Source organism: Methylocella silvestris BL2, assembly GCF_000021745.1.
In the GTDB taxonomy this organism is placed as follows: Bacteria; Pseudomonadota; Alphaproteobacteria; order Rhizobiales; family Beijerinckiaceae; genus Methylocapsa; species Methylocapsa silvestris.
In genome coordinates this window covers 2,335,402-2,358,914 of the sequence record NC_011666.1, presented here as the reverse complement: position 1 = coordinate 2,358,914, position 23,513 = coordinate 2,335,402, and the positions used below count along the sequence as shown (strand labels likewise).

Below are 23,513 nucleotides of genomic sequence, written 5' to 3'. Positions count from 1 at the left end.
CGATCAACGATCCGCGTCGCCTCCGGCCCCGCGATCCCAAGTCGCGGCTTTTTTTGACCTTTCATGATTGGCGTTGTCTGTCATGCTGCGGGCGCCTAATCTTTCGAAGACTCTTTTCGGATGCGATCTGGGCGGCAAGGGCAAGGGTATGAGATTGAGGCCTGGGGAACAGATTTCTTTTGAGCGCTTCCGCTTACTTCCTGCAGAGCGACTGCTTCTTAAGGAAGGCTCGCCGGTGGCCATCGGCAGCCGTGCGCTCGACCTGCTGATCGCATTGACGCATCGCGGCGGAGATGTCGTGAGCGCGCGCGAACTTATCGCGCAAGTTTGGCCCCATGCTGTCGTCGAAGAGGGTAATTTGCGGGTGCAAATTGCCGCGCTTCGCAAGTCGCTCGGAGACGGAGTCGATGGAGGGCGATATGTCATGACTGTCGCTGGAAGGGGCTATGCCTTCGTGGCCCCAATTCAACGATCTATGCACCGAGTCACATCGCCATTCGTGCCCTCATCGGAGCAGCCCGCAACAAACCTCCCGCCCGCGCCGATATTCTTGGTCGGCCGCAAGGAAGCCATCGACATCCTGACGTTGCTGCTGTTGTCGCGGCGCTTCGTTAGTATTGTCGGGCCGGGGGGTATCGGGAAGACGACTGCAGCAGTGGTGGTCGCGCACACCGTCCTTCGCGATTTCGGAGAGGATGCTGTCTACTTCGTCGACCTCGGTTCGATCAGTGAACCATCGCTGGCCGTCAGCACCATCGCCTCTACACTTGGTTGCTCCGTTCAGGGTGCTAATGCAGAGGCCAATCTCTGCGCTTTCTTGATCGACAAGCGCATGCTAATCGTACTCGACAGTTGCGAGCACTTGATCGAGACAATAGCGCCGCTTGCCGAACGGCTTTTCCGTGAGGCACCTTCGGTGTATCTGTTGGCGACCAGCCGCGAAGCGCTCCGTGTTCAAAACGAAAACGTTCATCTTCTCTCGCCGCTCAGTAGCCCGATTTATGAAACGCCATCAGCCGCACAGGCTTTGGCTTCGCCCGCTGTCCAGCTGTTTATGGAGCGAGCGGCCTCGAGCGGCTATCGCTCCGAGCTTAGCGAAGCCGACGCGCCGATTGTCGCCAATATCTGCCGTAGGCTCGACGGCATCGCCCTGGCTATTGAACTTTCGGCCAGTCGGGTGGGGACATATGGGATCCGCGGAACTGCAGACCTTCTCCACGGCGGCGCTGAACTCTTCCTTCTCGGTCGGCGTAGTGTACAGCCCAGACACCAGACGCTGCATGCAACGCTTGAATGGAGCTTCACGCTTCTGTCACCCGACGAGCAGAGGGTCTTCCGGCTGCTTTCGGTCTTCGTTGGTCAGTTCACGCTTGAGGCGGCGAGTTCGGTGGCTGGCGTGTCCGATAGCGGGCCGCAGACAGTAATCAATGCAGTCGCCAGCCTCGCCGACAAGTCGTTGATAACGGCATCGTCAATAGCTGGACGGCCCTATTTTCGGCTATTGGACGTGACGCGCTCGTTCGCCTCGCTTAAGCTTCGCGAAAGCGGCGAGGAAGATGCAGCCGCACAACGCCATGCATGTTACTTTGCCGCTCTCCTTGATCCAGCGACAATTGAGGCCGCAACTCTCGGCGACCGCAGCCCGGGTATCAACCCGCTTCAAGTCGGAAATATTCGCAAAGCGCTCGGAACAAGTTTTTCCGGTTCGGGCGAACCGCTCATCGGCGTTCGACTCGCCGCCCGCGCGGCGCCTTTGTTTTTTGGGCTTTCACTGCTCGACGAAATTCAGAAATGGTGCCGATTAGCCACAAGAGCACTTGATGAGACGAATCGAGGGACACTGCTTGAACTGGACCTCCAAGGAGCTTTGGCGATGTCGTCCATGTTCACTGGAGGCGACAACCAGGAAATCAGCTGCGCCCTTGAACGCGCACTGGAGATCGCTCAGGCTATAGGCCATACACAACATGAAATTCACCTGCTTTTGGGTCGCTATATCTTTCTTACTCGTCTTGGCGATATAGCTGGCGCTTTGGCTGCAGTGCAACAAAGCGCTGCGCTCGTTGAAGCGCGGGGACGCTCTAATGAGAGAGCAATGACCCAATGGATACTCGGCGCGGCTTATCACCTGGCTGGGGATCAACCGGCTGCTGTGCGCCACTGTGAGATTGGATTCGAGCTTAGAGCAAATATGACTTTGGAACCGGTGAACTTCTTCGGATATGACTACAATGCACGAGGACTGACAGCTCTAGTAAAATCTCTGTGGTTATGCGGATTTCCGGATCGGTCCCTTAAACTTCTGCGTCAGGGGATTGACGATGCAACTGCCTTCGATCATCCAGTCTCCTATTGCGTTTTTCTTCTGTTTTCGACGCCCGTATTGATATGGAGCGGGGCGCTCACAAAGAAGCAATCGAGCCCACGGAACGTGCGATCAGGAAGACCACCCAATATTCCCTCGCTCCCTATCATGCGGTCGGCGTCGGGCTCAAAGGCGAACTCATGGTCGCAAGCGGAGATCCTGGGTCCGGCGTGGCGATCTTGCGCGATGCTCTGGAGGCAATGGACCCCGCCAGATACCACATAATGAGGCTGGAACCGCTGCGCGCCCTGGCGGAGGGACTGATGCTTTCCGGCAGGTCCGATGAGGCCCTCGACACGATACGGGAGGCGTTGGCGCTGGCTGAGCAAGGCGGAGGGACATTGTGGTTACCCGACTTGCTCAGGGCTCATGGCGACATTCTATTGGCTCAGCCTCATGCGGATTTCGCCGCAGCGGAACGAATCTTCGTTCGCTCAATGGACGAAGCCCGAAAGCAGTCGGCGCTGAGCTGGGAGTTGAAGGCCGCTCTTCCATTGGCGCGGGTGGTGGCGCAGCAAGGGAGAGTAGGTCAAGCTCGCTCCATGCTTGAAACCATATATGGACGATTTACAGAGGGTTTTGAAACCCGAGATCTCGTCTCCGCGCGGCAGCTGCTCCACGAACTAAACTCGATGCACTGATTTGCATCTATTCCGACGAGCCTAGTGTGTCTAAGCCGGCGCCTGAAAAAGCTCGCGCGCTCTTCAGAGCGCCTTCCAGGATCATTCCTTTACAAAATTTACCAACGTAAAACTCGCGCCTCGCGGGGTCAGGCGCAATTCTTCCACGCGTGCAGCAATCTAACGCAATCGCCTCAACCACAAGCACTGAGGTTTGCCGATATTTTGAGGAGATATGCTATTTCTAACATCCAGTCGGACTTACGGAGCCGCGGCCGCCGCGTCATTGCCAATGTCCGAGCGACTGTGTGGTCCTCGATAGATCCCTCCGACATTGCTGTGTCCCCTCGCGAACGGCCATCTCCTCGGCAATTTGGGTGAGACCTCTAACCAGCGCAAGATCGCTATCGCCACCCGACGAGATGAAGGCGCCGCTTGAATGCAGGTTACCGCGTCGGCCGCGTTAGCTATTTTTCAATCAAACATGAAGGCATGCCATGACGAAGGAAAGTTTTGACGCCCCCCAGCCCATTCGCGGCGAATATGGCGCAACGGATCCGGGCCCTCGCAATTTGGAGCTAGATCGGCAAAACCCTGACATTCTCCTGCCCCCGGCGACAGACAACGGGTCGATCCCAAATCTGAAGTTTTCGTTCGGCATGGCCCATAATCGCCTCGAAGAGGGGGGCTGGGCGCGGGAGGTCACAGTTCGGGAGTTGCCCGCGGCAAAGGCAATGGCCGGCGTCGATATGCGCCTTGGTCCCGGCGTGGTGCGCGAGCTGCATTGGCACAAGGAAGCGGAATGGGGCTATGTGCTGCAGGGACAGTGCCGCATCACCGTCGTCGATCCCGACAGGAATGTCTACATCGACGATCTCAAGGCCGGCGACATTTGGCTTTTCCCGGCCGGCTTCCCCCATTCCATCCAGGGTCTTGCGGAAGGTTGCGAGTTTCTTCTCGTCTTCGACGACGGCAATTTCTCCGAGAACGAGACGCTTCTGGTGACCGAACTCATGGCGCATACGCCCATTGATGTTCTCGCCAAGAATTTCGGCATTCCGGCGGAGCACTTCGCTCATCTTCCCCCCAAGGAAAAATACATCTTTCCGCTTCCGGTTCCCCCGCCTCTCGAAGAGGTTCTCGCCAGATTGCCGAAGCAGCGCCCAGCCAATCCCTTCACAATCCATGGCGGCGATGTTGCGCCGAGCCAATGGGACGGCGGCAAGACCACGATCATCGACGTCAGGAATTTCCCGGTGACCAACATGGCCGCGCTCATCATCGATCTGGAGCCCGGCGCGATGCGTGAAATTCACTGGCACCCCGACGCTGATGAGTGGCAGTTTTACATCGAGGGCGAAGCGCGCATGACCGTGTTCGACGCGACATCCAAGGCCCGTACTTTCAATTACAGGGCCGGCGATGTCGGCTATGTGCCAAAGACGCTGGCGCATTACATCGAGAATATCGGCAATACGCGGGTGCGCGTGCTCAATGTATTCAACAAGCCCGAGTTCAAGGATGTCGCGCTGAACCAATGGCTCGCTCTGACGCCGGCCGAGCTGGTCCGCGGCCACCTGGAGCTTGACGACACGGCCATGGCGGCCTTGAACCCCAACAGACGGTCTGTTGTGTCCGGGCTGTCCTCCTGACGGCGTCTGCGCATCTTCTGCGCCTGTAGTGGAATGAAGAGAACTGCGGGCGCGCGCATCCTTCTCCTTGCCAGGGGCGCGGTATCATCGTGATCCATCAAATTAGATTTGCCCAGGGCCAGACGGCGCACCGGGCAAATCGCCGGACGGATCGGCATCGCAACGAATCCTTCCAGTTTCGGCGCCGTTCAGGACACGCCACCCATCGGCGTTCATCCGAACTCAGGCCCATAGTCTGGCGTGGCCGGTAAATTGGGGGACGCTCCCGACTCCGACGAAGAGAAAGCACGTGAGCACGATCGCCAAGCCTCAAGGAGCCTCAGCCACTGCGGGATCGCTGCCGACTTGGACCGTCCTGACTCAAGCGACGCTCATGACGGGGCTCGCCGGTTTTGTTGACGCCGTCGGCTACACGGCGATGGGACATCTTTATCTCTCCTTCATGAGCGGAAACAGCACGCAATTCGGCATGGCTGTGGCGGGCCACGACACTTTTGTGGTCGGCTGGGCCGGCGCGGTGATCGCGAGTTTCGTGCTTGGCGCCTTTCTGGGTACGTTGGTTTACGTGGCCGCAAGCCGGATCAAAATGACGCTGGTGCTTGCCTGTGAATTCGTCTGTTTCGCGGCGGCATGGAGCCTCCAGGGCCTATTGGCCACGAATATCGCCCTGCTTTTCGTGTCTGTGGCCATGGGCATGCAAAACGCCATTCACGAAGCGATTGCCGGCGCATCGACGGGCAAGAGCTTTGTCACCGGCGCCTTGTTTGGCGTAGGGGACGCGCTGGCGCGCGCCTGCTTGGGGCGCACTCGCTTTGCCGAGGCAGGAGCCAATGCTGTTTCATGGCTAGCCTTCATCGTCGGCGTCACATGCGGCGCGCTCACTGTCGGCTCCTTGGGCGTGTCCCTAGCGATTCTGCTCGCTGCCGGAGTGCTGCTCGTGCTCCTGACACTGTCTTTCCTGTAGAGCACCGAGCGGACCCGGCCGAAGCGAGCTAAATCATGAAACGCCATAGAGCCCATCTGCTTTGTGCGGGATCCAAGGAAAAGTGCCCATGTTTTTCATCGTCCTGCACTACGCCAGTCGCAATTTCATAAATCCGCCTTGGCGTCTGGTGCGTCCTTGGCTGTGAATTTGTGTGCGATAATGCATTCTGCGCGGCGGTACGGCATTCAATTGAGTGAGTGGATGGCGATATTCTAGAATATCTCCTTTGGAAAAGGCTGCGGCACCTCGGGCTGACGCTCAAAAAAGTCATTGCGCGCCGCTGAACAAGATCGCGCCGTATCGCAAAGGCGCGGGAGGAATGGCGCGTCAGTCAGCCCGATCTGAACCCGGAACAGCTTGTTTTCATCATGAAACCGGCGCGAAGACCATGGTTCGGCTGTATGGCCGCGCCCCGCGCGGCCATCGCCTCAAAGCTTCAGCTCCGTTTGGCCACTGGATGCCGACGAAGATCGTCGGCGCCTTGCGATGCGATGCAGTCACAGCGCCCTGCGTTCGACGGGCTGATGAACTGTCCTTGTTTCCTGGCCTATGTCGAACATTTTCTCGCGCCAACCTTGCGCAAGGATGACGTCGTCATCATGGACGATCTGCCAGCGCACAAAGTAGCCGGCGTCCGCGAAGCGATCGAGCCTGTGCGACGCTTCGCTATTTCCCAGCCTACAGCCCCGACTCTAATCCTATAGAATAAACGTTCGCCAAGTTGAAAGCGGCGCTGCGAAAAGCCGCTGCGCGAACATTCACAGCGCGCATCCAAGCCATCACTCAGGCGATCGCAGACTTCAAACCGCAAGAACGGAACGTGTTAACGACAATGAGACAGCCGGGGTTTGAATTTAAGCTTGGATTTGGAACCTTTGGATTGCCGGCTTGATCCAGGCGGCGATTGGTTTGAACGGGGGTTCCGGCGGCTTCTTGACGAAGCGTTCTGGATTAGCCTGGAAGGCGCGATCGAGGATTTTCTGGCGGGCTGCGTAGACCTCGTCGGCCTGACCGTAGTGGACTTGATCCGGCGTCATCAGGCCGATCCCGGCGTGATGATTCCGATTATACCAATCGAAGGAAGCGCGGCAGAACGTCGCGACGAGCGCGATGCTTGCGCCCGGCGCTCAATTCACACAAAAGACGGCCGATTCGGCCGACGCGATCTTCGCGGCGATCGATCGCCTCGACGGCGACGCTGAGGCCAAGCGCGCCCATGACGAGATACGCGCGGCGCGATCGGCCTTCGTGAAGGCGCTTCGCCTCGGCCACAAGGCGCTCTCGGCGCAGGAGGCGCGGCATTTGGGCGACGCGCAACAAGCGCGCGTTCTCAACATCGCGGAAGCCACGCCCCTCGCCGGCGGCTATCTCCTGCCGGCGCCCGTCGCCGCGAGTCTTCTGCGGCGCGTCGAACTCTACACCCCTGTTGCGTCGGTGGCGCGCGTCATCACGACCGATACCGGCGGTCCGCTTTCCTGGCCCTTGGTCGACGAGGCTTCTATGGGCGCAGGCATTGTCGCCGAGAACAGCACGCTCAATGCGGTGGATATGCCAGTCGGAACGCTTGGGCTGAACGCCAGTAAATTCTCGTCGGGAATCATTCCTGTTTCGCTGGAGGTCTTGCAGGACAGCGCCGTAAACATCGAGGATATGCTGCTCGATTTGTTGGCTGCGCGCCTTGCGCGAGGCATGAACAGTTTCTTTACTAGCGGAACGGGCGTAAACCAGCCGCAGGGCGCGCTGACCGGCGCCAGCCTTGGCGTAACGCTCCCGGCGGCCAACACAACGTCGCTGACCTCGGACGGCTTGATCGCGCTCTATTCGAGCGTCGACGCCGCCTATCGCCAGAGCTTGCGTTGCGTTTGGATGATGAACGATATGACATTGCTGGCGGTGCAGAAGATCGCCGCGGCGCAAGGCTGGCCGCTATGGTTTCCCGATCCGCTTCTCCAACCCGGCGGACCGCCGCCGCAGGGGCGACTGTTCGGCCGTCCCGTCGTCATCAACAATGATATGCCGGCGATGGCGGCGAGCGCCAAGCCGATTCTGTTCGGCGATTTTGCCTCTTTCGTGGCGCGCTTCGTCAACGGCGCCGCGATCCTACGGATGAATGATTCCGGCTATCTTTCGAAAGGCCAGACGGCCTTCGTCGCGTTCGCACGAGCGGACAGCCGGGTCGCCAACTGGAGCGCGGGAGCCGCGCTGAGATATCTCCAGAACAGCGCAAGCTGACGAGATTGGCGCACCTACGAAGCGCCGTCGAATTTCATCCTTTCTTCGACGGCAGGTGCGCCATGGCGCGCTCCGGCAGCGCTGGGAAAGCAGAGCCTCAGCGTAAAGCGCGCGCCAGGCGCGGCGGCTTCCCATAGAGCCGCTGCGCTCTCATTGCTTTGAAAGGCGCGAGCGACATGACAACCGAGGAAGAGGCAATCTTCGACGACGCCATAGCAGCAATGGCGAGCTGCGGCCGCAAGGATATGCAGGAAGCCTTCGTGATTGGCCTTTGCGCGCATGCGTCGTTGATGCGGTTGCAGCACCGCCTAACGCCAATCGAGGAGCGAAACGACATGACAGAGCGCTTCGGCCACAAATTGATCGCCCGCTATCTCGAGGTTGCTCGCGGCGGCGACGCTCGCGCGGAGACAGCGTAATGGCGCGGCCCTTCGTCTGGTCGAAGGATCGCGAGGCGCGGCTCATCAAGGCCTGGAACCATGGCGTTGCCGCCAGCGCCCTCGCCGAACGCTTCGGCGTCAGCGAAAAATCGATCCTGCAGAAAATCCACACTCTTCGCGCCGCCGGCATCGAGCTTCGCATGGGCGAGAGCGCGATCGGCGCTCGATGACTCCCGTCGCAGCAAGAACAGCGCCTGCGGCTGGGAGCCGATCGGCCGCCCTGGCAGTCAAAATGCCGGAAGCGCAGTCAAGGCGAGGGCGCCGTGTGCAAGTCGGACTTTTACATACGCATCGATTCGCCTGGCAATAACTCTTCTCGATCCTTGAATCCCCATGTTTTGCGCTGGAGACCCGTGCGGTCGCGGCTACTCAACCAGACTGACGCGACAATTGGGGACGCCTGCAGCAGGTCACAAAGATGGCGAGTGAAAGACTCCTAAAAGCGAGGATGCTATTGCCACGGCTTCTCATGGGGCAGCCGCCGAAGGGGCAGGCTGAGCCGGCCTGCCTCGGTCGCCGCCGTATGTTCGCGTGCATCATGCGTCGCAGCACGGCTCGAAGGCGATGCGGGGCGTTCGTGCGAGCCGCGGAGCGGTTGGCGCGCCCACGCTGAGTTGTCCTTCGAGGTGCCGCTTATTTCCGATTAGTTTAGATTGTCGTGCGACTATGAAAATTGCCCCGTGAAGCGGCTTGCCATGCGCGACGGATCGCGGTAACTGCGTGTAGGGGAGCAGACGTGTCACTAGGCATTTCCTATATGGGCACGAAGCGCCAGCTGGCGGAGGTCGTTAGCAGGCTGATAAGCGACTGCCGACATGGCGCATTTCTAGATGCTTTTTCAGGAATGTGCTCGGTTGGGACGGCTGTCGCCCCAAGTCGACAGGTTTGGTCGAACGATTTGCAACACTTTGCTGCTTACGTCGCTTCGGCGCAGTTTTGTTCCAAAGTGACACATCCAGATAGTAGTTCCCTGGCGGAGACCTGCCACAGCTTTTTCTCAGAAAACCGGAGACGGTTAAGATTTCTGCACGAGGAAAAACTGCAGCGTGAGGATGTCGCGCTCAAAGCGCGGGGGACGAGACGGCTGGCGGCTCTCTTCGAAGAAGCTATTTTAGCGGCCAACGGCCCGTGCGCCAGTCACGGATCGCCCAGTCACGATCTTTTCGCAAGACGATTTGCAGGAACATATTGGTCGCTGAGGCAGGCGATTGACATTGACAGTATACGTTTCGCGCTTGATTATTCTCTTTGTCACGAGTTGATCTCGGCCGAACTTCATCGTTGGGGAGTGATTGGTTTGTGCGTGGCGCTGTCAAGATGCTCCACAACGACAGGCCACTTCGCCCAGCCTCTATTGCCGAAGCAGCAAAATCGCGCTCGATTTGTAAATCAACGCCTGCGCGATATATGGACTGAGTGGCTCACGGCTTGCGGTGGCCTAGGTGCCGTCGGTTCGACGCGCTGGCGTAGCAAAAATCGCGTTTACAGGCGAGATGCGATTGCGCTGCTCGAAGAACTGACCGGAGAGTGCGCTCGGCCTCGCGTAATTTATGCAGATCCTCCATACACCAAAGATCAATATTCCCGCTATTATCACCTTTATGAGACGGCCGTTCTTTATGATCATCCCGCTACATCCGGCCGCGGTCTCTACCGTGCTGATCGAGAGGTTTCGATCTTCTGTCAGAAAACCAAAGTTGAATTTGCCATGGAAGAGCTTATCCGCCGATGTGCGGATCTGCGCGCAGACTTCGTATTAAGCTATCCCACAAACGGATTGTTTCCAGCTTCTCGCCAGCGAATTCCCGAAATCATGACCCGTTACTTCCGACAGAGCATTAAGGTCATAGAAATTCCTCACGTCCACTCGACGATGGGCGCGTCCAAGGGACCGGTCCGAAGCGACGTCACGGAGGTTATCTACAGTGTACGCCCATGATGGCTGAAGTACGCGATGCGCAAAAGCTGCGCCTCATTCCCCCGTCGGAGATTGTGCAGAATCCTGAGAATCCGCGTCTTGTCTTTCGACAGGATGAAATGGAGAGTCTAATGCTCTCTATTGATAAGCACGGAATTCAAGTACCTCTAACCGTCTATAGGGATGGAAATACGTACACGTTGCTGGACGGCGAGCGGCGATGGAGATGCGCAAGAAAGCTTAACCTCAAAACCGTGCCGGCTATCGTTCAGAGCAAGCCATCAGAATTAGATAATCTCGTTCTGATGTACAATATTCATTCGCTTCGGGAACAATGGGACTATTACACTATTGCCTCAAAGCTACAGAGAGTGTGCGCACTTTATGAACAGGAGCATGGTCAGTTTCCAAACGAAATAATTCTTTCCGAATTAACCGGTTTGACGCGAGGGGCGATCAGGAGATGCCAGCTCCTGATCGATCTGCCCGAACGATTTAAGGAAATGCTCCTTTCCGAGCTTGATAAGCCAAAATCCCAGCAAAGGCTGTCCGAGGATTTTTTCATTGAAATGGAAAAAGCCTTGAAAACAGTCACGCGTCGAATCGACATTTATCAGCCAAGAATTGATGAAATAAGAGACACTCTGGTCGATAAATTTAAGTCAAACGTTATCTCCGCTGTGACTGACTTTAGACAGTTATCTAAAATTGCGACGGCGGTCGAGGGTTTGGGCATCGCTCGACGCACTGCGCTGCGGGCGCTAGATCGTGTATTCGACCCCAACAAGAATGTTGGAATTCGGGAAGCGTATTCTTCGACAGTAGAATTTGAGTACGGAGAGAAGAGAGCATCACGCTACGTCAGTTCGCTTGCTGAGTTTCTCGATGGCGTCTCTGCAGAGCAAAAAGAAGATGAGCTCGATGAAGAACTGCTAGCGAGCCTGCGCGACTTGTATGCACGCTTACAGCGACTGCTCGGGACGTGATCAGTGGAGAGTACGGGGTTAAGTTCCGGAACCACTTTCCTCGTTGAGGCAGCAAAAGCCTTCTTCAGGAAGATTTATCACTGCTCCGCTTTCGCTGCGTCAGTTCCTTTGGATAAGAGTCTGAGTTGGACTCCGACACTAAGCTTCAAAATTAACAATCATCTGACTGTTGCGGTAGAGGTATCGGAAAATCCTTATCCTCTTATTTTGCAGTTGCGGCGCACGGACGTACTACGGCTTCAAATGCCGGTTTCGGTATATTGTATCTGTCCAGAGGAAGCGTACCTTGCCGATCAGACCGGCGCAAAAGCACTGATTAATGATGGATACGGACTGGTTACGGTTGCCGCGGACGGTAGCTCCCAACGAAGGGCGCCCTGCATACCCCTAATCCAAGAAATTGTTCAGCAAGAGTTCGAGGCAGAGATTAAGCCTCTCCCTCGTATGATTAAAACGCGGCTAGCCGAGTCATTCGATCGCTATAAACACAACGCCCCAACCGGAGCCGCCGATATCGCGGAGGTCATGGAGGGAATGATTTTGAGAGCTGGGCGCGATGCGGCAAAGAAGAAGTGGATTGCACAGGCGGACGCGAAGCCCGGCGCAACTGCGAAAACTCTCGCGGCGATGGATGCTGCCCCTCAGTTCCAAAATTGCCGGGCAGCGATAGGAGCAGCACAAGCGTACATCAGTATGTATCGAAATTCAGCTCATCATTTTCCAAAAGACAACAGACAGGCCGCCAAGAAATACCGCGATTGCCGTCACGGTTTTCTTGAAGGCTTGAAGAAAATCGGATTTTTTAGAGATGAGATGCGCAAAGCTGGCTTGAGCGGACGTCTATGAGTTTTGAGTTGCCACTGGATCTTTCTCGAACGTGTGTGCGACACGCTCGCATTTGGGCGACGCTCGGCATTTTAGGAGCGACGGGGGTTCCGTTACGGCGATAACACGTTTCCCAAACCTCTCGGCCTCAGGATCGCCATCATTCTCGACGCAGCCTTTTACTCCCGGACGGCCCTCTCCAGAGCGGCGGAGGAAAGCAGGATCGTGGCGGCGGCGATGGCGCCGCAGACGAGCCCTGCCGGCGTCAATCGCGCCGAAGCCTTCATCGCAAAGCTGTGGCCCCATTGATCCTCACGACAGCTTTTATTTCCTCAGGATGCGTCGCGGCCACCGCCGTTACCGCTGATTTCCCGATGCGAAATTGAGATGCCCGGCCCAGCGAGCAAAGGACGACTCCAGAAAACGGGCGAACGTGGTTCCATAGCCCGAAACGCTCTGCCAGTCCTCTTGGATGGCTTGCAGCGTGGCAGGAGTGCAGATTGCATAGCGGGCTGTCGTTGCCTCAAGCACCCGGGCGGCCCATACAAGCTGGTAACTCGCATATCGGCTTATCATGGTGTTTGCGGTTGCTGTCGTCGCGTCATCCATCTCGCCAGTTGAAATTGTGATGGTTCCTTTATCCTTCCGCACCTGAAATCCCAGTTCGGACGAGACCGGATTGCCATGTTTCATCGCCGAAAGGTGACGGAATATAGACTGCTCCAGTGATCGGTCGGCCTCGTCTTCGAAGACCTTGTTGATGGCGTCGGTGATTTTCGCCGTCAAGCTATGTCGCGTGTCCTGATGCTCCAGCCATCGTGCGGCCCACGTCACGTCTGTCGCCGACTGGGCTAGATCGAGCTTCGCCTCGAACTGCGACAGCACGATTATGCCTGCCTCTGTCGGAAAGCCGCCTTGCGTGAGCATCAGCGCTGCGTCGCGCAGCCTGACGATGCGCGCGAATATGATTAGGGGCACGAAGATGATTTCATTTATCTCCGTTTGCTTTCTGTGAAAATAGCCGGTGATCTCGCCGCAGAGGGCCGTCGCGTCACAGTGGAATCTAGCGGCGAGCTGATCATCAAATAGGTTCTCATCTGACGCCATGCATATTCGTCCTACTGTAAGCTGTTTGGCTCGCGCCAGAGTGGGTCCCTTGACAACCGGACGCGAGGTCGCTCCTTCGACGAAGATCGCGCCGGCGGCCTTAAGGGCCTCAAACGGAACGCCGGTCTCTTGCAAGTATTTGATGGAACGCCGGTCAACCAATTTGGCGACAGCGTCACTGGTTTTTGGCCCCTGCACGACATGGTGCGGATCCGGCTCCCTCGCATCATGCGTTGCGAGGTTGTACATCAATTTCTGGTAAGCCTCTGCGACGGTCTCCTCCAAGCGCGTCAAACCGAATCCACTGCATTGTTTTTGCCCGCTCCGAAAGCGCATTAATTCTGAATTTCCTTTCGCAGTCATCACCCGCGCCGGACCCGTTCTCCGGAATAATTTCGACGCCCGCTGCCTCAAGGGCAGCACGGATCGCGGGCGGGGTCCACCGGCAGATGCCAGGCGCCGAGGGAAAGGTGGTGCAAATGCCGGCGCGGCGCCCGCGATCGAAAAAAGTGAAATTGCTTAAAGCCAGAACTGACGAAACTGACAAAACCTCGGATTGCGTGAAGCACGCGTCGCGGCTGAGCGAATGGGGCGCGAGGGGCGGCAGGGTCGAAGGCGCTCCGCCGAGAGCGCATTAATGTCACGAGGCTGCGTGCTCGATTTCGAAATCGAGACGATCTCGTCGGCAGGGCTAACGCAGATCCCTGTTGCGAGAATCAGTGCCGAAGGCCAAGTTTGCGATATGCAGATTCGTACCGCAGGGACAGGGCTTAGCGTAGCAGCGGGAATTGGGGCAGGCGCCGCCCTCGTCCTATGGCCATATGCGATTATTGCTCAGATTGTGCTAGGCCTCGCGGGGCTCCTCGGCATCGTTACTGTAGGGTGGTTCATTGTAGAGCTTTTTATACATCTCTTATCGCCGCTTTTTAGAACATTCACCCTTCTAGGATGCGGCATCGTTTTGGGCGTGTATATCACGTTTATGACCGCTTATTTTTCTGGTTACCTTACAGACGCCTATCCTGTAGGGCAGAAGAAAATTGCAGAATTGACAAATGAAAACCACGCGCTTTCCGAACATTTAACAAGTCTCCAAAGTAAGTGCGACATGGCAAAAAGGGCTGCGGAAGACGCGAAAACAGCGTTGGCCGACCCGCTTTCGATTTCGAAACCAGCTTACAGTTTAGAAACTTCCGTGCGCCTTCAATTCAATGGCAACGGCAATGCGAAGGAGATCGCGGCCCACAACTTGTCTTGGAGCACAACGACTGTGAAGGACGTAAGAGAGGTCGCCCTCTCAGCGCGTAGGCAGCTTTCGCAGGCCGCCCCTTCCGATAGCACGTGTATAATTTCAAATATTATTACCGGAAAATGCGAGTCGACCAGCGCTGGACTTGGTTATCAATTCTTGCAACCAAGTGAATGTCCCGCTGCGCCAAGATATGAAACGCTACAGTCTGAAATATTCTTTCTTTCATTCTTGCATCCGATCAGTGCGAGGGCAATTAGGATTAATACGTTTGATGATGAATTGCCGGAGTATAAGTTGCTTGCACTTAATAGTAGAATTGCAATCATTTTGTTCACAGTTGTTCCAAAAAAAGATATTATAGAAATAACAGTAGAGCAAGAGCCTGAATAATTGCAATACTATTTTTAGACAATTTCATTACGTCTTTTCTATTCAATGTAAAATCTTACTTGGGTCACCCTCAACGGCGCAGGCGCTTCCTCAGCCTCACAGCCGCGCTCGAACCGTTCTCTGGAACGAACTCGACGCCGGGGCCGAGCTATCGGTGAAAGTCTGTGATCAAAGTTGCAATCGCCGAGAGTGCCGTGAAAACAGCCGCCACAGCTGTCCAAAGCACCGTTTTCCGCATCGCGTCGACGCTCTGCTTCGCGTATTCCGAGGCATCAATTTGGGCCTGCGCGGCAGCCATCTGCGCAGCGTCAACCTCCTCTCGGGCCACGAATTCTCGGCGGGCCAATTCTGCAGCAGCCGACTCGTGTAAGTGGCCACCTGGTATGTTATTAGCCAGGGCGTCGAATAGTTGCCCTAGTTGGTATTTCTCCATCTCCTCACGCTGCGAAGACATCAAGTCTTGCCTTTTGCCTTGCGGAGCCTAACTCCCGGTCCCTCGCCGTTCTCCTCGACGAAGATGACGCCGGCGACTTCCAGGGCGGACCGAACAGCGATTATCGTCCGCTCCTTAAGCAGGTCGCCGCGCTCAAGCCTAGCGATTGTATCTGGCGACACTTCCGCGAGCGCTGCGAGATCGCGCACGCCGAGACTTAAGGCCGTGCGCGCCATCTTACATTGAACAGGCAATAATTTCGTTACCATGTTACGATTTCATTTGACGATACCTGTTCTCCTGAATATCGTAGCACTGTTACGAATTTATTGACAGCGGGAATCGCCCCAATGCCGAACCCTTCCGTTCCGGCAGCCGCCACAGGCTTGCCAGATTACAGCCTCGACATCCTGATCGCCGACGTCGCCATCCTTCACGAGGTCATAGGGGTGGCGATCGAGAGTTTTGGCGAGATAGGCATCGATCAAAGCCACGAAAAATGCGCGCTGCACCGGCGTGTCGATGCGCTCTTGAACGTGGCGGAGACCTTTTCTCAGCGAATCGCCGAGCGAGCGGAACGCGATATCCGTTCGCTTCGGGGTGAAATGAAGGGGAGAGCCTGACCATGGTCGAGACCCACACCCGCCGGACCCTGCTCGCCGCCGGATCGGCCGGCGCGGTCCTTTCCGCCCTCGGCGCAGCCGCCTCGGCCGCGCCGGCCGCCTCGCCAGCCCTTGCCGCTCTCATCGAAGCGCATCGGCGCGCGGAGGAGCTGGAACGCCAGGCGCTGGCCACGGAAAACGAGGCGTGTGAACGCTTCGACGAACTGTGCAAGCAAACGGATTTTGACGGCCTCTGTATCGATGTCCATGATCTGCAAAAGACCAAAGACCAAATGATGCGCTGGATCGTGCATGAAAAAGCGCATGAGATCGCCGTCTTCAAGACGGGCGCGTCGCTCGCCATGCGCGAGCGGCTCGAGGCGGCTCAAGACGAACTCGCGCGGGTCAAGCTGGAGCGCTTCGAGGAGATCAACGCCGCGGTGCTGGCGGTCAAGGAAAGCTCCGGCCTCACGGCGGCCGAGGAGGCGTCTCAGGCTGCCTATGAGGGCGCCTATAACGCCCTCATAGAGCTTTGCAGTTTTGTCTGCGCGACGCTTGAGGAAATTCGCATCAAAGCCGTCTATCTGTCGACGGTGAGTGGAAGCTTTGACGCCGCAGGCTTCTCCACGAACGCTCTGATTCAATCTCTCGCCGGGATTCCCGGCCGCGAGGTTTGACTCCGTGGCGACCTTCGGACCAATCGCCTCGGCTCTCGTCGCGGAAGGCTGCACGGCCGAACAGATCGCGGCGGCGGTCATTGCGCTCGAACGCGCGAGGGAGCGCGAGCGCGAAGAGCGCCTGGCGCGGCTGCGCGAAGGTGCCCGGCTGCGGCAACAGCGCCGACGCGAACGTCTGCGCGGCAACGCGCCGCCGTCACGCCTGTCACGCCGTGACGAGGCGTTACCCCTTTTCCCCCTAAAAGAAATTTCCCCCACACCCCCTAAAGAAAATAACCCCCTAAACCCTTGGGAGAGGGCTGGAGCGCCCACGCCGCATCGCCTGCCGGCCGAGTTCGAGCCGAGTGCGGAGGATTTGGCCTTCGGTGCGGCGGAGGGGCTGAGCGGCTCGGAGATCGCCCGGACGATCGAGGATCTTCGCCTTTGGGCGGCCGAGGCGATCGGCGCCAAGGCGCTGCGCGCCGACTGGCACGCCACGCTGCGCCGGTTCATGCGCCGCGACGCCGACGCCAAGCAAGCGCGGCCGTCACCGCCGACGAGCGCGCCGCCGGCGGCCTCGCCGAAAACCTTCCACGTCAAACGCGACTCGCCGCAAGGCGAGGCCTGGTGGTCTTTCGTTAAAAGAAAAACCGGGAAAACGCCGCCGCTCGACAAAGCCGGCGGCTGGAGATTTCCAAGCGAAAGGCCGCCCAGCGAGCCGAAGTGTGCTCAACAGATGGCGGAGAGTTGAGAGCGTGCATAATGGATGCTGCACGGCTAGGACAATATCTAGGACAAAACGAGAAATAAATCTATAAGTCGTTGATAATATTAACAGTCTGGCGGACTCCCTCTCCGCCATACCTTGACGCGGCCCGAGCCCAAATTGGTATTCACAACCGGGTCGACTGGGGCGAGCTCTAAACTAGCCACATTTGACAGTAACAGTTAAGTCCGCGGAAGGTTTTATTGAGATTGTCAGGCCAAAGTAACTGTCGGTAAATGTTTTTTCGAACGAAAATGTGCCTCCTCCCATCGGCAAAAAGAATGCGCCTCCTTGCCATTTAACATTGTGTTGGCCTACGTCGATAATATACTTTCCGCTGTTGCATTTCTGCGTGTCGCCTGATCCGAAAGGCCACCAATGCGGGCTGCGGTAAATGACGCTTGTCAATTGATTGGCCGGGCACACGACGTGATAGGTCATAGGAGTTCTCCTCTAACAACGCCTTCGGCTTCTTAATTCAGCAAAGATCTCTTCTTGCCCTCAATATTCTTTAAACTAACGGGATGGTCCCGCTCGTCCGCGTTCGCGCGCACGCGGCCATTTGCTTGAATAATTGTTGCAGGTTTTCGCCATTGCGCTGTGGCGCTGAGTAAAGCGCTTTGGCCGCTTAATATTGAACGCGCCGGCTTGCGCGCCGTCGTCGTCTTTCGCTTTCGCGAAGAAGAGGCGAGCGGCCGGCGAACGCAGAATTGCAAACGCGCTCACTTTCGTCTCCTCATCAGGAGGACGTCGTCTTAATTACTGCATTTTGACGGCCGAAGCGAACGGAGAGGCGCCGACTGCTACCGGGCATGCCTGCCGGAGCTTTGTTGCCCTAGGCGCTGCTCTCCGAAATCTCGAAGAAAGATCGCCTTCAGTCGAATAGGCTGGAGACGCTTTCTTCCTTGGCGATTCGTGTGATGGCTTCGCCGATGAGCGGGGCGACGGAGACGATGCGGATGTTCTTCGAGACGCGGATCGCTTCGGTCGAGAGGATGGTGTCGGTCAGCACCAGCTCCTTGAGGCTCGAGGCCGAGATGCGCGCGGCGGCGCCGCCGGAGAGCACGCCATGGGTGATATAGGCGTAGACCGCGATCGCGCCCTCGGCTCGCAGCGCGTCGGCGGCGTTGCACAGCGTGCCGCCGGAATCGACGATGTCGTCGATCAGGATGCAGACCTTGCCGGCGACGTCGCCGATGATGTTCATCACTTCGGATTCGCCGGCGCGCTCGCGCCGCTTGTCGACGATGGCGAGCGGCGCGTCGATGCGCTTGGCCAGCGCCCTTGCGCGCACGACGCCGCCGACGTCGGGCGAAACGACCATCAGATTGCCTTTCGGCAGCCGCGCCTCGATGTCGCGCACAAGCACCGGGGCGGCGAACAGATTGTCGGTCGGGATGTCGAAAAAGCCCTGAATCTGGCCGGCGTGCAGATCGACGGTGAGGACGCGGTCGGCGCCGGCTCGTGTGATCAGATTGGCGACGAGCTTGGCCGAGATCGGCGTGCGCGGGCCGGCCTTGCGGTCCTGCCTTGCGTAGCCGAAATAGGGAATGACCGCGGTGATGCGGCGGGCCGAGGCGCGGCGCAGCGCGTCGGTCATGATCAGGGCCTCCATCAGATGATCATTGGTCGGATAGGAGGTCGACTGGACGATGAAAGCGTCCTGGCCGCGGACGTTTTCCTGGATCTCGACGAAGATCTCCATGTCGGCGAAGCGGCGCACCTGACATTTGGTCAGGGGCACGCCGAGATAGGCCGCGATCGCCTCGGCAAGAGGACGATTGGAGTTGCCCGCCAGAATTTTCATGAGCGCAAAGATCCCGCTGGCCGCAACTGCTCTTTCTTAATCATCGCGCTCGCGCCCGCGCAATGGCAAAGCTGGCGATGGGCCAATGCGTCGCGCCCGCTTCGCCTCAAAGCTTCAGCCGCTTGAAAATCGGTTCCGGAATCGATCCGATGATGGTCATAATCAGACGCCAGATGAGCTTCACGTAAATGACGTCGCGCGGCCTGACTGCGCTCGCGCGATAGATCGCCTCGGCGACTTCCTGCGGCTCAGCCGTCAGCGGCGGCGGCAGTTTCATGCCGGCCGTCATCTTGGTGCGCACGAAGCCGGGTTTGACCGTGACGACGCGAATCTTCGTCTTGCCGAAGCGATTGCGCAGGCCCGACAGAAAGGCGGTCAGCCCGGCCTTGGCGGCGCCATAGACATAGTTCGAGGCGCGCCCGCGATCGCCGGCGACAGAGCTGACGCCGACGATGATTCCGTCGCCACGCTCTGAAAAACCTTCGGCGAATTGTCCAAGAAGCAGGGCCGGCCCCTCGAAATTCGAGCGCATGACGAGGCTGGCATGGGCTGGATCGGTCTCCGCCCTGCGCTGCTCGCCGAGCAGGCCGACGACGCAGACAATGGCGTCCGGAAGTCCGCCGAGCCCGGTCTCGAAAGCGGCGAAGGAGGGCGTGTCCAGGATGTCAATGAACGACGTCGCGGTCGCGACGCCTGTGCGCGTCGCAATGTCTTCGGCCTCGCGCTTCAGCGTCGCAAGATCGCGGCCGGCGAGCGTGACGCGCCACCCGGCTTGCGCAAAACGCAGCGCGCAGGCGCGTCCGATATCGGAGCCTCCGCCGAGAACGAGAAGGAATTTCGGCTCATCCATGGGTGCGGCGATCCTGTTCAAATGCCCAAACGATCGGACAGGCGGGACGCGATGCGGCGCTCGGCGCCGATCTCCCGCCTGATCTCACGGAAGCGGTCAAGCTCCGGATAGCCGGCCTCGAAGGTGGCGCGCGATTGGCGCGCGTCCTTGGCGAGATAGATCCGGCCGCCCGCCGCGACGACGATGTCGTCGATCTCGTCCAAAAATTCGAACACGCCGCGGTCCATGGCGAGATCGAGCGCCAGGGTGAAGCCCGGCTTTGGAAAGGACAGATAGCCCCGGCCGGCGGGACCAAGCTTCTTCAGGACGGCGAGGAAAGAGGCGTTGCCGCGCTTGGCGAAACGGCCGAGGATTTCGGCGATCGCGCCGGCCGCGCCGTCGGCGCCGATGACGCATTGATGCTGCAGAAAGCCGCGCCGGCCGTAGATCCGGTTCCAGTCGAGAATGCCGTCGAGCGGGAAGAAAAAGCTGCCGATCCCATTGAGAAACATCGGGCCGGCGGCGCTCGCGCCCTTGCGGAAATAAAGTTCGTTGAAGGCCGCGACGCTGAGGCGATTGAGCGTGAAGCCCGGCAGATCGATCGGCACGCCGAGCGGGCGTTTTTTTCCCGCGGGGCGCCGGTGCGGATCGATCGCCGCGATGTCGGCAGCCTTGGCGTGCCGCCCGAGATAGATCAGCGAACGCCCAAGCGAGGCGCCGCTCGCCAGGCAATCGATCCAGGCGGCCGAATAGGGCCAGTCCTCATGCGCGCTCAGCGCCGCGATGGCCTCATCGAGATTCTGCGCGACGATGGTTTCCTGGGCGATCAAGGCGGATTCGACGGGAATGAGCTTGAAACTCGCGGACAGGATCGTCCCGGTCAGCCCCATGCCGCCGATCGTCGCCTTGAACAGATCCGTGTTCTGGCTCGGCGAACAGGTCCGGATCTCGCCGCTCGGCAAGGCAAGCTCGAACTCGTCGACATGGTCGCCGAAGCCGCCCGCGCCATGATGGTTCTTGCCGTGAATGTCGGAGGCGATCATGCCGCCGACGGAGACGAATTGCGTGCCGGGAACGACCGGGGGAAAGAAGCCGCGCGGCAGGAAGGCGTCGATGATCTCGCTGAGCAGCACGCCGGATTCGACGGTGAGCCGCCGCTCGTCCGCATCGAAATGGCGGAAGCGGCCGAGCCCGCGCGAGCCGATGCAGGCCGTGACGCCGATGGCCGCGTCGCCATAGGCGCGGCCGTTGCCGCGCGGCGCAAAGCCCGAGAGCTGCGGCTGCAGCCGCGCCGCCGCCTCGGCCGAAGGCGGCTCAAACAGCCTTGTTTCGAAGCGCGGAAAGCGGCCCCATCCGGTCAGCTCCATTTTGCCGCCTTCCGGATGCGCTCGGGATTGAAGGTGATGCCGCGGTCGAGCAGATATTTGAGGAAATTGCCGATCGCGAGCCCGATCACGGCCCCGGCGTATTTGGCGAAATTGGTGCCCCAGATGGCGAGGAAGGCGATCTCGAAGCCCCAGAAAATCGCTGTCATGGCGACGCTGAACGCGCCGTACAGCAGAACTTTCTGCGTCTCGGCGGCGGCGCCGTGATAGTCGTCAAAGAAGATCCAGCGCTTGTCGAGCAGATATTTCACGACGAAGCCGACGCCGGTGCCGACGAGAATCGAGATCGCCAGCGGCTGGATCGGCGCGATCGCGAACGTAACCGCCTGCGCGCCAAGGTTCATGGCGCCCGCGATGACCGCGAAAAGCCCGTAGCGGATTGCAATGATGTGAGGCCGCGGACCGCCGGGCAGCCGTGCTTCGGGCGCGCTGGTCATGGGCTTGGTCAGATCGCGGCCAAAACGACGATTGCGATTGCGGCGCCCGCGGCGTAGCTGATTCGATCCTTCAGGGCGAAGACGATCGGATCGTCATGCACAAGCCGCCGATGCGCCAGCATCACCATGCGGCTGATCCAATACATGAGGATCGGGCACACAAGCCAGAGAAACTGCGGATGCCGGTAGAGCGAATGGACGGCGTCCGAGGAGATATAGAGGGCGAACACGGTGACGGCGTTGAAGCCGGAGGCGGCGGCGAGCGCGGCGACGATCGGCATGTCGCCCAGCTTGTAATTGCGGTTGCTCGGATCCGGCAGCTCCTTATCGAGGCGGACGGCGAGCTCGATGTAGCGCTTGATCAGGGCGAGCGAGGCGAAGATGAACATCGAGAAGCCGATCAGCCACTCCGACGCCACGACATTGATGGCGACGGCGCCGCCAATGACGCGCAGCGAATAGAGCGCGGCGAGCGCGACGACGTCGATCAGCATCTTCGTCTTGAGCCAGCAGGTATAGGCGTTGGTCACGGCGAAATAGAACAGGAGCACGCCGAGGAACTGCCACGATACAAGCGCCGCGATGACGACCGAGGCCAAAAACAACACCGGCATGGCGAGGACGCCGCGCATGATCGGGATCGCGCCGGACGCCAGCGGGCGCCGTCTTTTGCTCGGGTGGCCGCGGTCGGCCGAGAGGTCGACGAGATCGTTGAAAATATAGACGCTCGAGGCGCAGAGCGAAAAGGCGATCGCGGCAAGGACGCAGTGGTAGAGCGAGAGAAGATCGAATTTATGCGCGGCGAGCAGAGGCAGGAAAACGAGGCCATTCTTGGCGTATTGGTGCACTCGGATCAGCTTGATCCATGATTTGAGCTCCGGCGCCGGCGATTCGATCACCTCGACCCCGAGCGCCGCGAGCCGCCCGCTCAGAGCAGGCGCCGTCCTGACGCCAATTCGGCGCGCGGCGACCGCCCAGACCGGCAGATCGGCTTTGTCGTTGCCGACATAGTCGAAGCCGCGCTCGCCGAATTTGCCGACCAGAAGCTCCGCCTTCGTGTGAGCGGAATTATTGGTCGAGGCGTCCGAGGCGAACCAGCCGGTGAACAGGCCGACGTGATCCGCGACCGCGCCGACGAATTTGGCGTTGCTTGCGGAGGCGAGATAAACCGGACGTCCTTCATTGCGGGCCGCCCCGATCAGGTCGAGGACTTTTTGGTCATAGGGAAGGCTCGCGACGTCGAGATCGACGCCCTGCGCGAGCGCGTCCTTGAATCGCGCCTTGCCATGACGCAAGGCGGCCAAAAGCCCGAAAATCGAGGACGGATTTTTTCCGACATTGGCAAAGAAGGATTCAAGCAGGAGATCGGATTTGATCAGCGTCCCGTCGAGGTCGACGACAAGCGGAAGCTTGTTGGCCGAGGTCTCACCGATCAAGGTCGAATCTAGCGCCGCTGATGACATTGCTGCTCCAAAAACTCGCGCCCGCGCCAGCGTCGGCCCCCTTTACGGAGAGCGGCCATGCCAGCCGAGGCTTTGCCGAAATGCTCAAGATCACGATGATTCTGGATTAAATCGATCCAAAATCACGAAGCTTATGTATTTCGAGCAGGATGTCGTCCAAAACCGGTCTCCGCTTTTCGGCGTCATGCTCGAGAGATCACTTTCTACCAGGATTAAGACGCAGATACGTCAAGACAAGACTTGCGCAGACCCGCTCGCTGCGTTGCGATAAGAAGCAAATACCAAGCCAGCTTACCGTCGAATTGTGCACAAGCTATTGACCTCATGGACAAATTTCCCCGCCCCACGAGGCCGGGTAGAACG

23 protein-coding genes and 1 pseudogene are annotated in these 23,513 nt (G+C 58.7%); 14 read left to right on the top strand and 10 right to left on the bottom strand.

The window, feature by feature from the left end; genetic code table 11:
- Positions 1 to 82 precede the first annotated feature (82 nt).
- The 4 genes from MSIL_RS22340 to MSIL_RS11140 all read left to right on the top strand — a co-directional run bounded on the left by MSIL_RS22340 (position 83) and on the right by MSIL_RS11140 (position 5,601).
- Complete coding sequence (locus tag MSIL_RS22340) at positions 83 to 2,590, top strand: ATP-binding protein (protein ID WP_425277117.1); 2,508 nt, start codon at positions 83 to 85, stop codon at positions 2,588 to 2,590.
- The gene (locus MSIL_RS20195; protein ID WP_049768151.1) at positions 2,590 to 3,006 is read left to right on the top strand and encodes a tetratricopeptide repeat protein; all 417 of its coding nucleotides are present in this window, start codon (positions 2,590 to 2,592) and stop codon (positions 3,004 to 3,006) included. The genes MSIL_RS22340 and MSIL_RS20195 overlap by 1 nt, the downstream gene beginning before the upstream one ends.
- Before the next feature lie 476 nt (positions 3,007 to 3,482).
- The gene (locus tag MSIL_RS11145; protein WP_012591189.1) at positions 3,483 to 4,637 is read left to right on the top strand and encodes an oxalate decarboxylase family bicupin; all 1,155 of its coding nucleotides are present in this window, start codon (positions 3,483 to 3,485) and stop codon (positions 4,635 to 4,637) included.
- Positions 4,638 to 4,926: 289 nt separating this feature from the next.
- On the top strand, positions 4,927 to 5,601 hold the full coding sequence (locus MSIL_RS11140) for a YoaK family protein (RefSeq protein ID WP_012591188.1): 675 nt from the start codon (positions 4,927 to 4,929) through the stop codon (positions 5,599 to 5,601).
- Positions 5,602 to 6,476: 875 nt separating this feature from the next.
- On the opposite strand, the pseudogene MSIL_RS20775 reads toward MSIL_RS11140, so the two are convergent.
- Positions 6,477 to 6,737, bottom strand: a pseudogene (locus MSIL_RS20775) (IS3 family transposase); the annotation flags it as partial.
- Between MSIL_RS20775 and MSIL_RS11130 the strand changes: the two are divergent.
- The 6 genes from MSIL_RS11130 (at position 6,733) to MSIL_RS11110 (ending at position 12,044) form a co-directional block, all read left to right on the top strand.
- Entirely contained in the window at positions 6,733 to 7,854 is a 1,122-nt protein-coding gene (locus MSIL_RS11130; protein WP_012591186.1) for a phage major capsid protein, read from the top strand. The pseudogene MSIL_RS20775 and the gene MSIL_RS11130 sit on opposite strands and share 5 nt — an antisense overlap.
- 176 nt (positions 7,855 to 8,030) lie before the next feature.
- Positions 8,031 to 8,273 carry a hypothetical protein gene (locus tag MSIL_RS11125; RefSeq protein WP_012591185.1) on the top strand — a complete coding sequence of 81 codons (243 nt, stop codon included), beginning with the start codon at positions 8,031 to 8,033 and terminating at the stop codon, positions 8,271 to 8,273.
- Positions 8,273 to 8,464 carry an HTH domain-containing protein gene (locus tag MSIL_RS11120; protein WP_012591184.1) on the top strand — a complete coding sequence of 64 codons (192 nt, stop codon included), beginning with the start codon at positions 8,273 to 8,275 and terminating at the stop codon, positions 8,462 to 8,464. Before MSIL_RS11125 ends, MSIL_RS11120 begins: the two co-directional genes overlap by 1 nt.
- 566 nt (positions 8,465 to 9,030) lie before the next feature.
- On the top strand, positions 9,031 to 10,233 hold the full coding sequence (locus tag MSIL_RS20770) for a DNA adenine methylase (RefSeq protein ID WP_148213077.1): 1,203 nt from the start codon (positions 9,031 to 9,033) through the stop codon (positions 10,231 to 10,233).
- Positions 10,230 to 11,198, top strand: coding sequence for a ParB/RepB/Spo0J family partition protein (locus MSIL_RS11115; protein ID WP_012591182.1), 969 nt, complete (start codon positions 10,230 to 10,232; stop codon positions 11,196 to 11,198). Before MSIL_RS20770 ends, MSIL_RS11115 begins: the two co-directional genes overlap by 4 nt.
- A gap of 3 nt (positions 11,199 to 11,201) precedes the next feature.
- Positions 11,202 to 12,044, top strand: a complete 843-nt coding sequence (locus MSIL_RS11110) for a hypothetical protein (RefSeq protein WP_012591181.1) — start codon at positions 11,202 to 11,204, stop codon at positions 12,042 to 12,044.
- 336 nt (positions 12,045 to 12,380) lie between these two features.
- Here the strand turns inward: MSIL_RS11110 and MSIL_RS21695 are convergent, their stop codons facing one another.
- The gene (locus MSIL_RS21695) at positions 12,381 to 13,493 is read right to left on the bottom strand and encodes a hypothetical protein (protein ID WP_187148649.1); all 1,113 of its coding nucleotides are present in this window, start codon (positions 13,491 to 13,493) and stop codon (positions 12,381 to 12,383) included.
- A 289-nt stretch (positions 13,494 to 13,782) separates the two neighbouring features.
- Between MSIL_RS21695 and MSIL_RS11095 the strand changes: the two genes are divergently transcribed.
- Positions 13,783 to 14,772, top strand: coding sequence for a hypothetical protein (locus tag MSIL_RS11095; protein ID WP_148213076.1), 990 nt, complete (start codon positions 13,783 to 13,785; stop codon positions 14,770 to 14,772).
- 148 nt (positions 14,773 to 14,920) lie between these two features.
- Here the strand turns inward: MSIL_RS11095 and MSIL_RS11090 are convergent, their stop codons facing one another.
- Entirely contained in the window at positions 14,921 to 15,226 is a 306-nt protein-coding gene (locus MSIL_RS11090; protein ID WP_012591178.1) for a hypothetical protein, read from the bottom strand.
- Positions 15,226 to 15,474: a helix-turn-helix domain-containing protein gene (locus MSIL_RS11085; protein ID WP_012591177.1), complete on the bottom strand. Its 249-nt coding sequence runs from the start codon at positions 15,472 to 15,474 to the stop codon at positions 15,226 to 15,228. The genes MSIL_RS11090 and MSIL_RS11085 overlap by 1 nt, the downstream gene beginning before the upstream one ends.
- Positions 15,475 to 15,534: 60 nt before the next feature.
- Between MSIL_RS11085 and MSIL_RS11080 the strand changes: the two genes are divergently transcribed.
- From MSIL_RS11080 to MSIL_RS11070, 3 genes are read left to right on the top strand one after another with little or no spacing between them, the layout of a single operon-like run.
- Entirely contained in the window at positions 15,535 to 15,828 is a 294-nt protein-coding gene (locus MSIL_RS11080; protein WP_148213075.1) for a hypothetical protein, read from the top strand.
- Positions 15,829 to 15,830: 2 nt separating this feature from the next.
- Positions 15,831 to 16,484 (top strand): hypothetical protein, encoded by a 654-nt coding sequence (locus MSIL_RS11075; RefSeq protein ID WP_012591175.1) that lies wholly within the window; start codon positions 15,831 to 15,833, stop codon positions 16,482 to 16,484.
- Between the two features lie 4 nt (positions 16,485 to 16,488).
- A complete protein-coding gene (locus MSIL_RS11070; protein WP_012591174.1) occupies positions 16,489 to 17,214 on the top strand; it encodes a hypothetical protein in 726 nt (241 codons plus the stop codon).
- A gap of 174 nt (positions 17,215 to 17,388) precedes the next feature.
- Here MSIL_RS11070 and MSIL_RS21325 read toward each other — a convergent pair whose 3' ends face one another.
- The 6 genes from MSIL_RS21325 to MSIL_RS11040 form a co-directional block, all read right to left on the bottom strand.
- Positions 17,389 to 17,670: a hypothetical protein gene (locus MSIL_RS21325; RefSeq protein ID WP_012591173.1), complete on the bottom strand. Its 282-nt coding sequence runs from the start codon at positions 17,668 to 17,670 to the stop codon at positions 17,389 to 17,391.
- A gap of 433 nt (positions 17,671 to 18,103) precedes the next feature.
- Positions 18,104 to 19,036, bottom strand: a complete 933-nt coding sequence (locus MSIL_RS11060; protein WP_012589225.1) for a ribose-phosphate pyrophosphokinase — start codon at positions 19,034 to 19,036, stop codon at positions 18,104 to 18,106.
- 106 nt (positions 19,037 to 19,142) lie between these two features.
- On the bottom strand, positions 19,143 to 19,886 hold the full coding sequence (locus MSIL_RS11055) for an SDR family oxidoreductase (protein WP_012591172.1): 744 nt from the start codon (positions 19,884 to 19,886) through the stop codon (positions 19,143 to 19,145).
- A 17-nt stretch (positions 19,887 to 19,903) separates the two neighbouring features.
- The gene (locus MSIL_RS11050; RefSeq protein ID WP_012591171.1) at positions 19,904 to 21,232 is read right to left on the bottom strand and encodes an FAD-binding protein; all 1,329 of its coding nucleotides are present in this window, start codon (positions 21,230 to 21,232) and stop codon (positions 19,904 to 19,906) included.
- Positions 21,223 to 21,687, bottom strand: coding sequence for a GtrA family protein (locus MSIL_RS11045; protein ID WP_012591170.1), 465 nt, complete (start codon positions 21,685 to 21,687; stop codon positions 21,223 to 21,225). The genes MSIL_RS11050 and MSIL_RS11045 overlap by 10 nt, the downstream gene beginning before the upstream one ends.
- A gap of 8 nt (positions 21,688 to 21,695) precedes the next feature.
- A complete protein-coding gene (locus MSIL_RS11040; protein ID WP_012591169.1) occupies positions 21,696 to 23,150 on the bottom strand; it encodes a UbiA family prenyltransferase in 1,455 nt (484 codons plus the stop codon).
- Positions 23,151 to 23,513 lie beyond the last annotated feature (363 nt).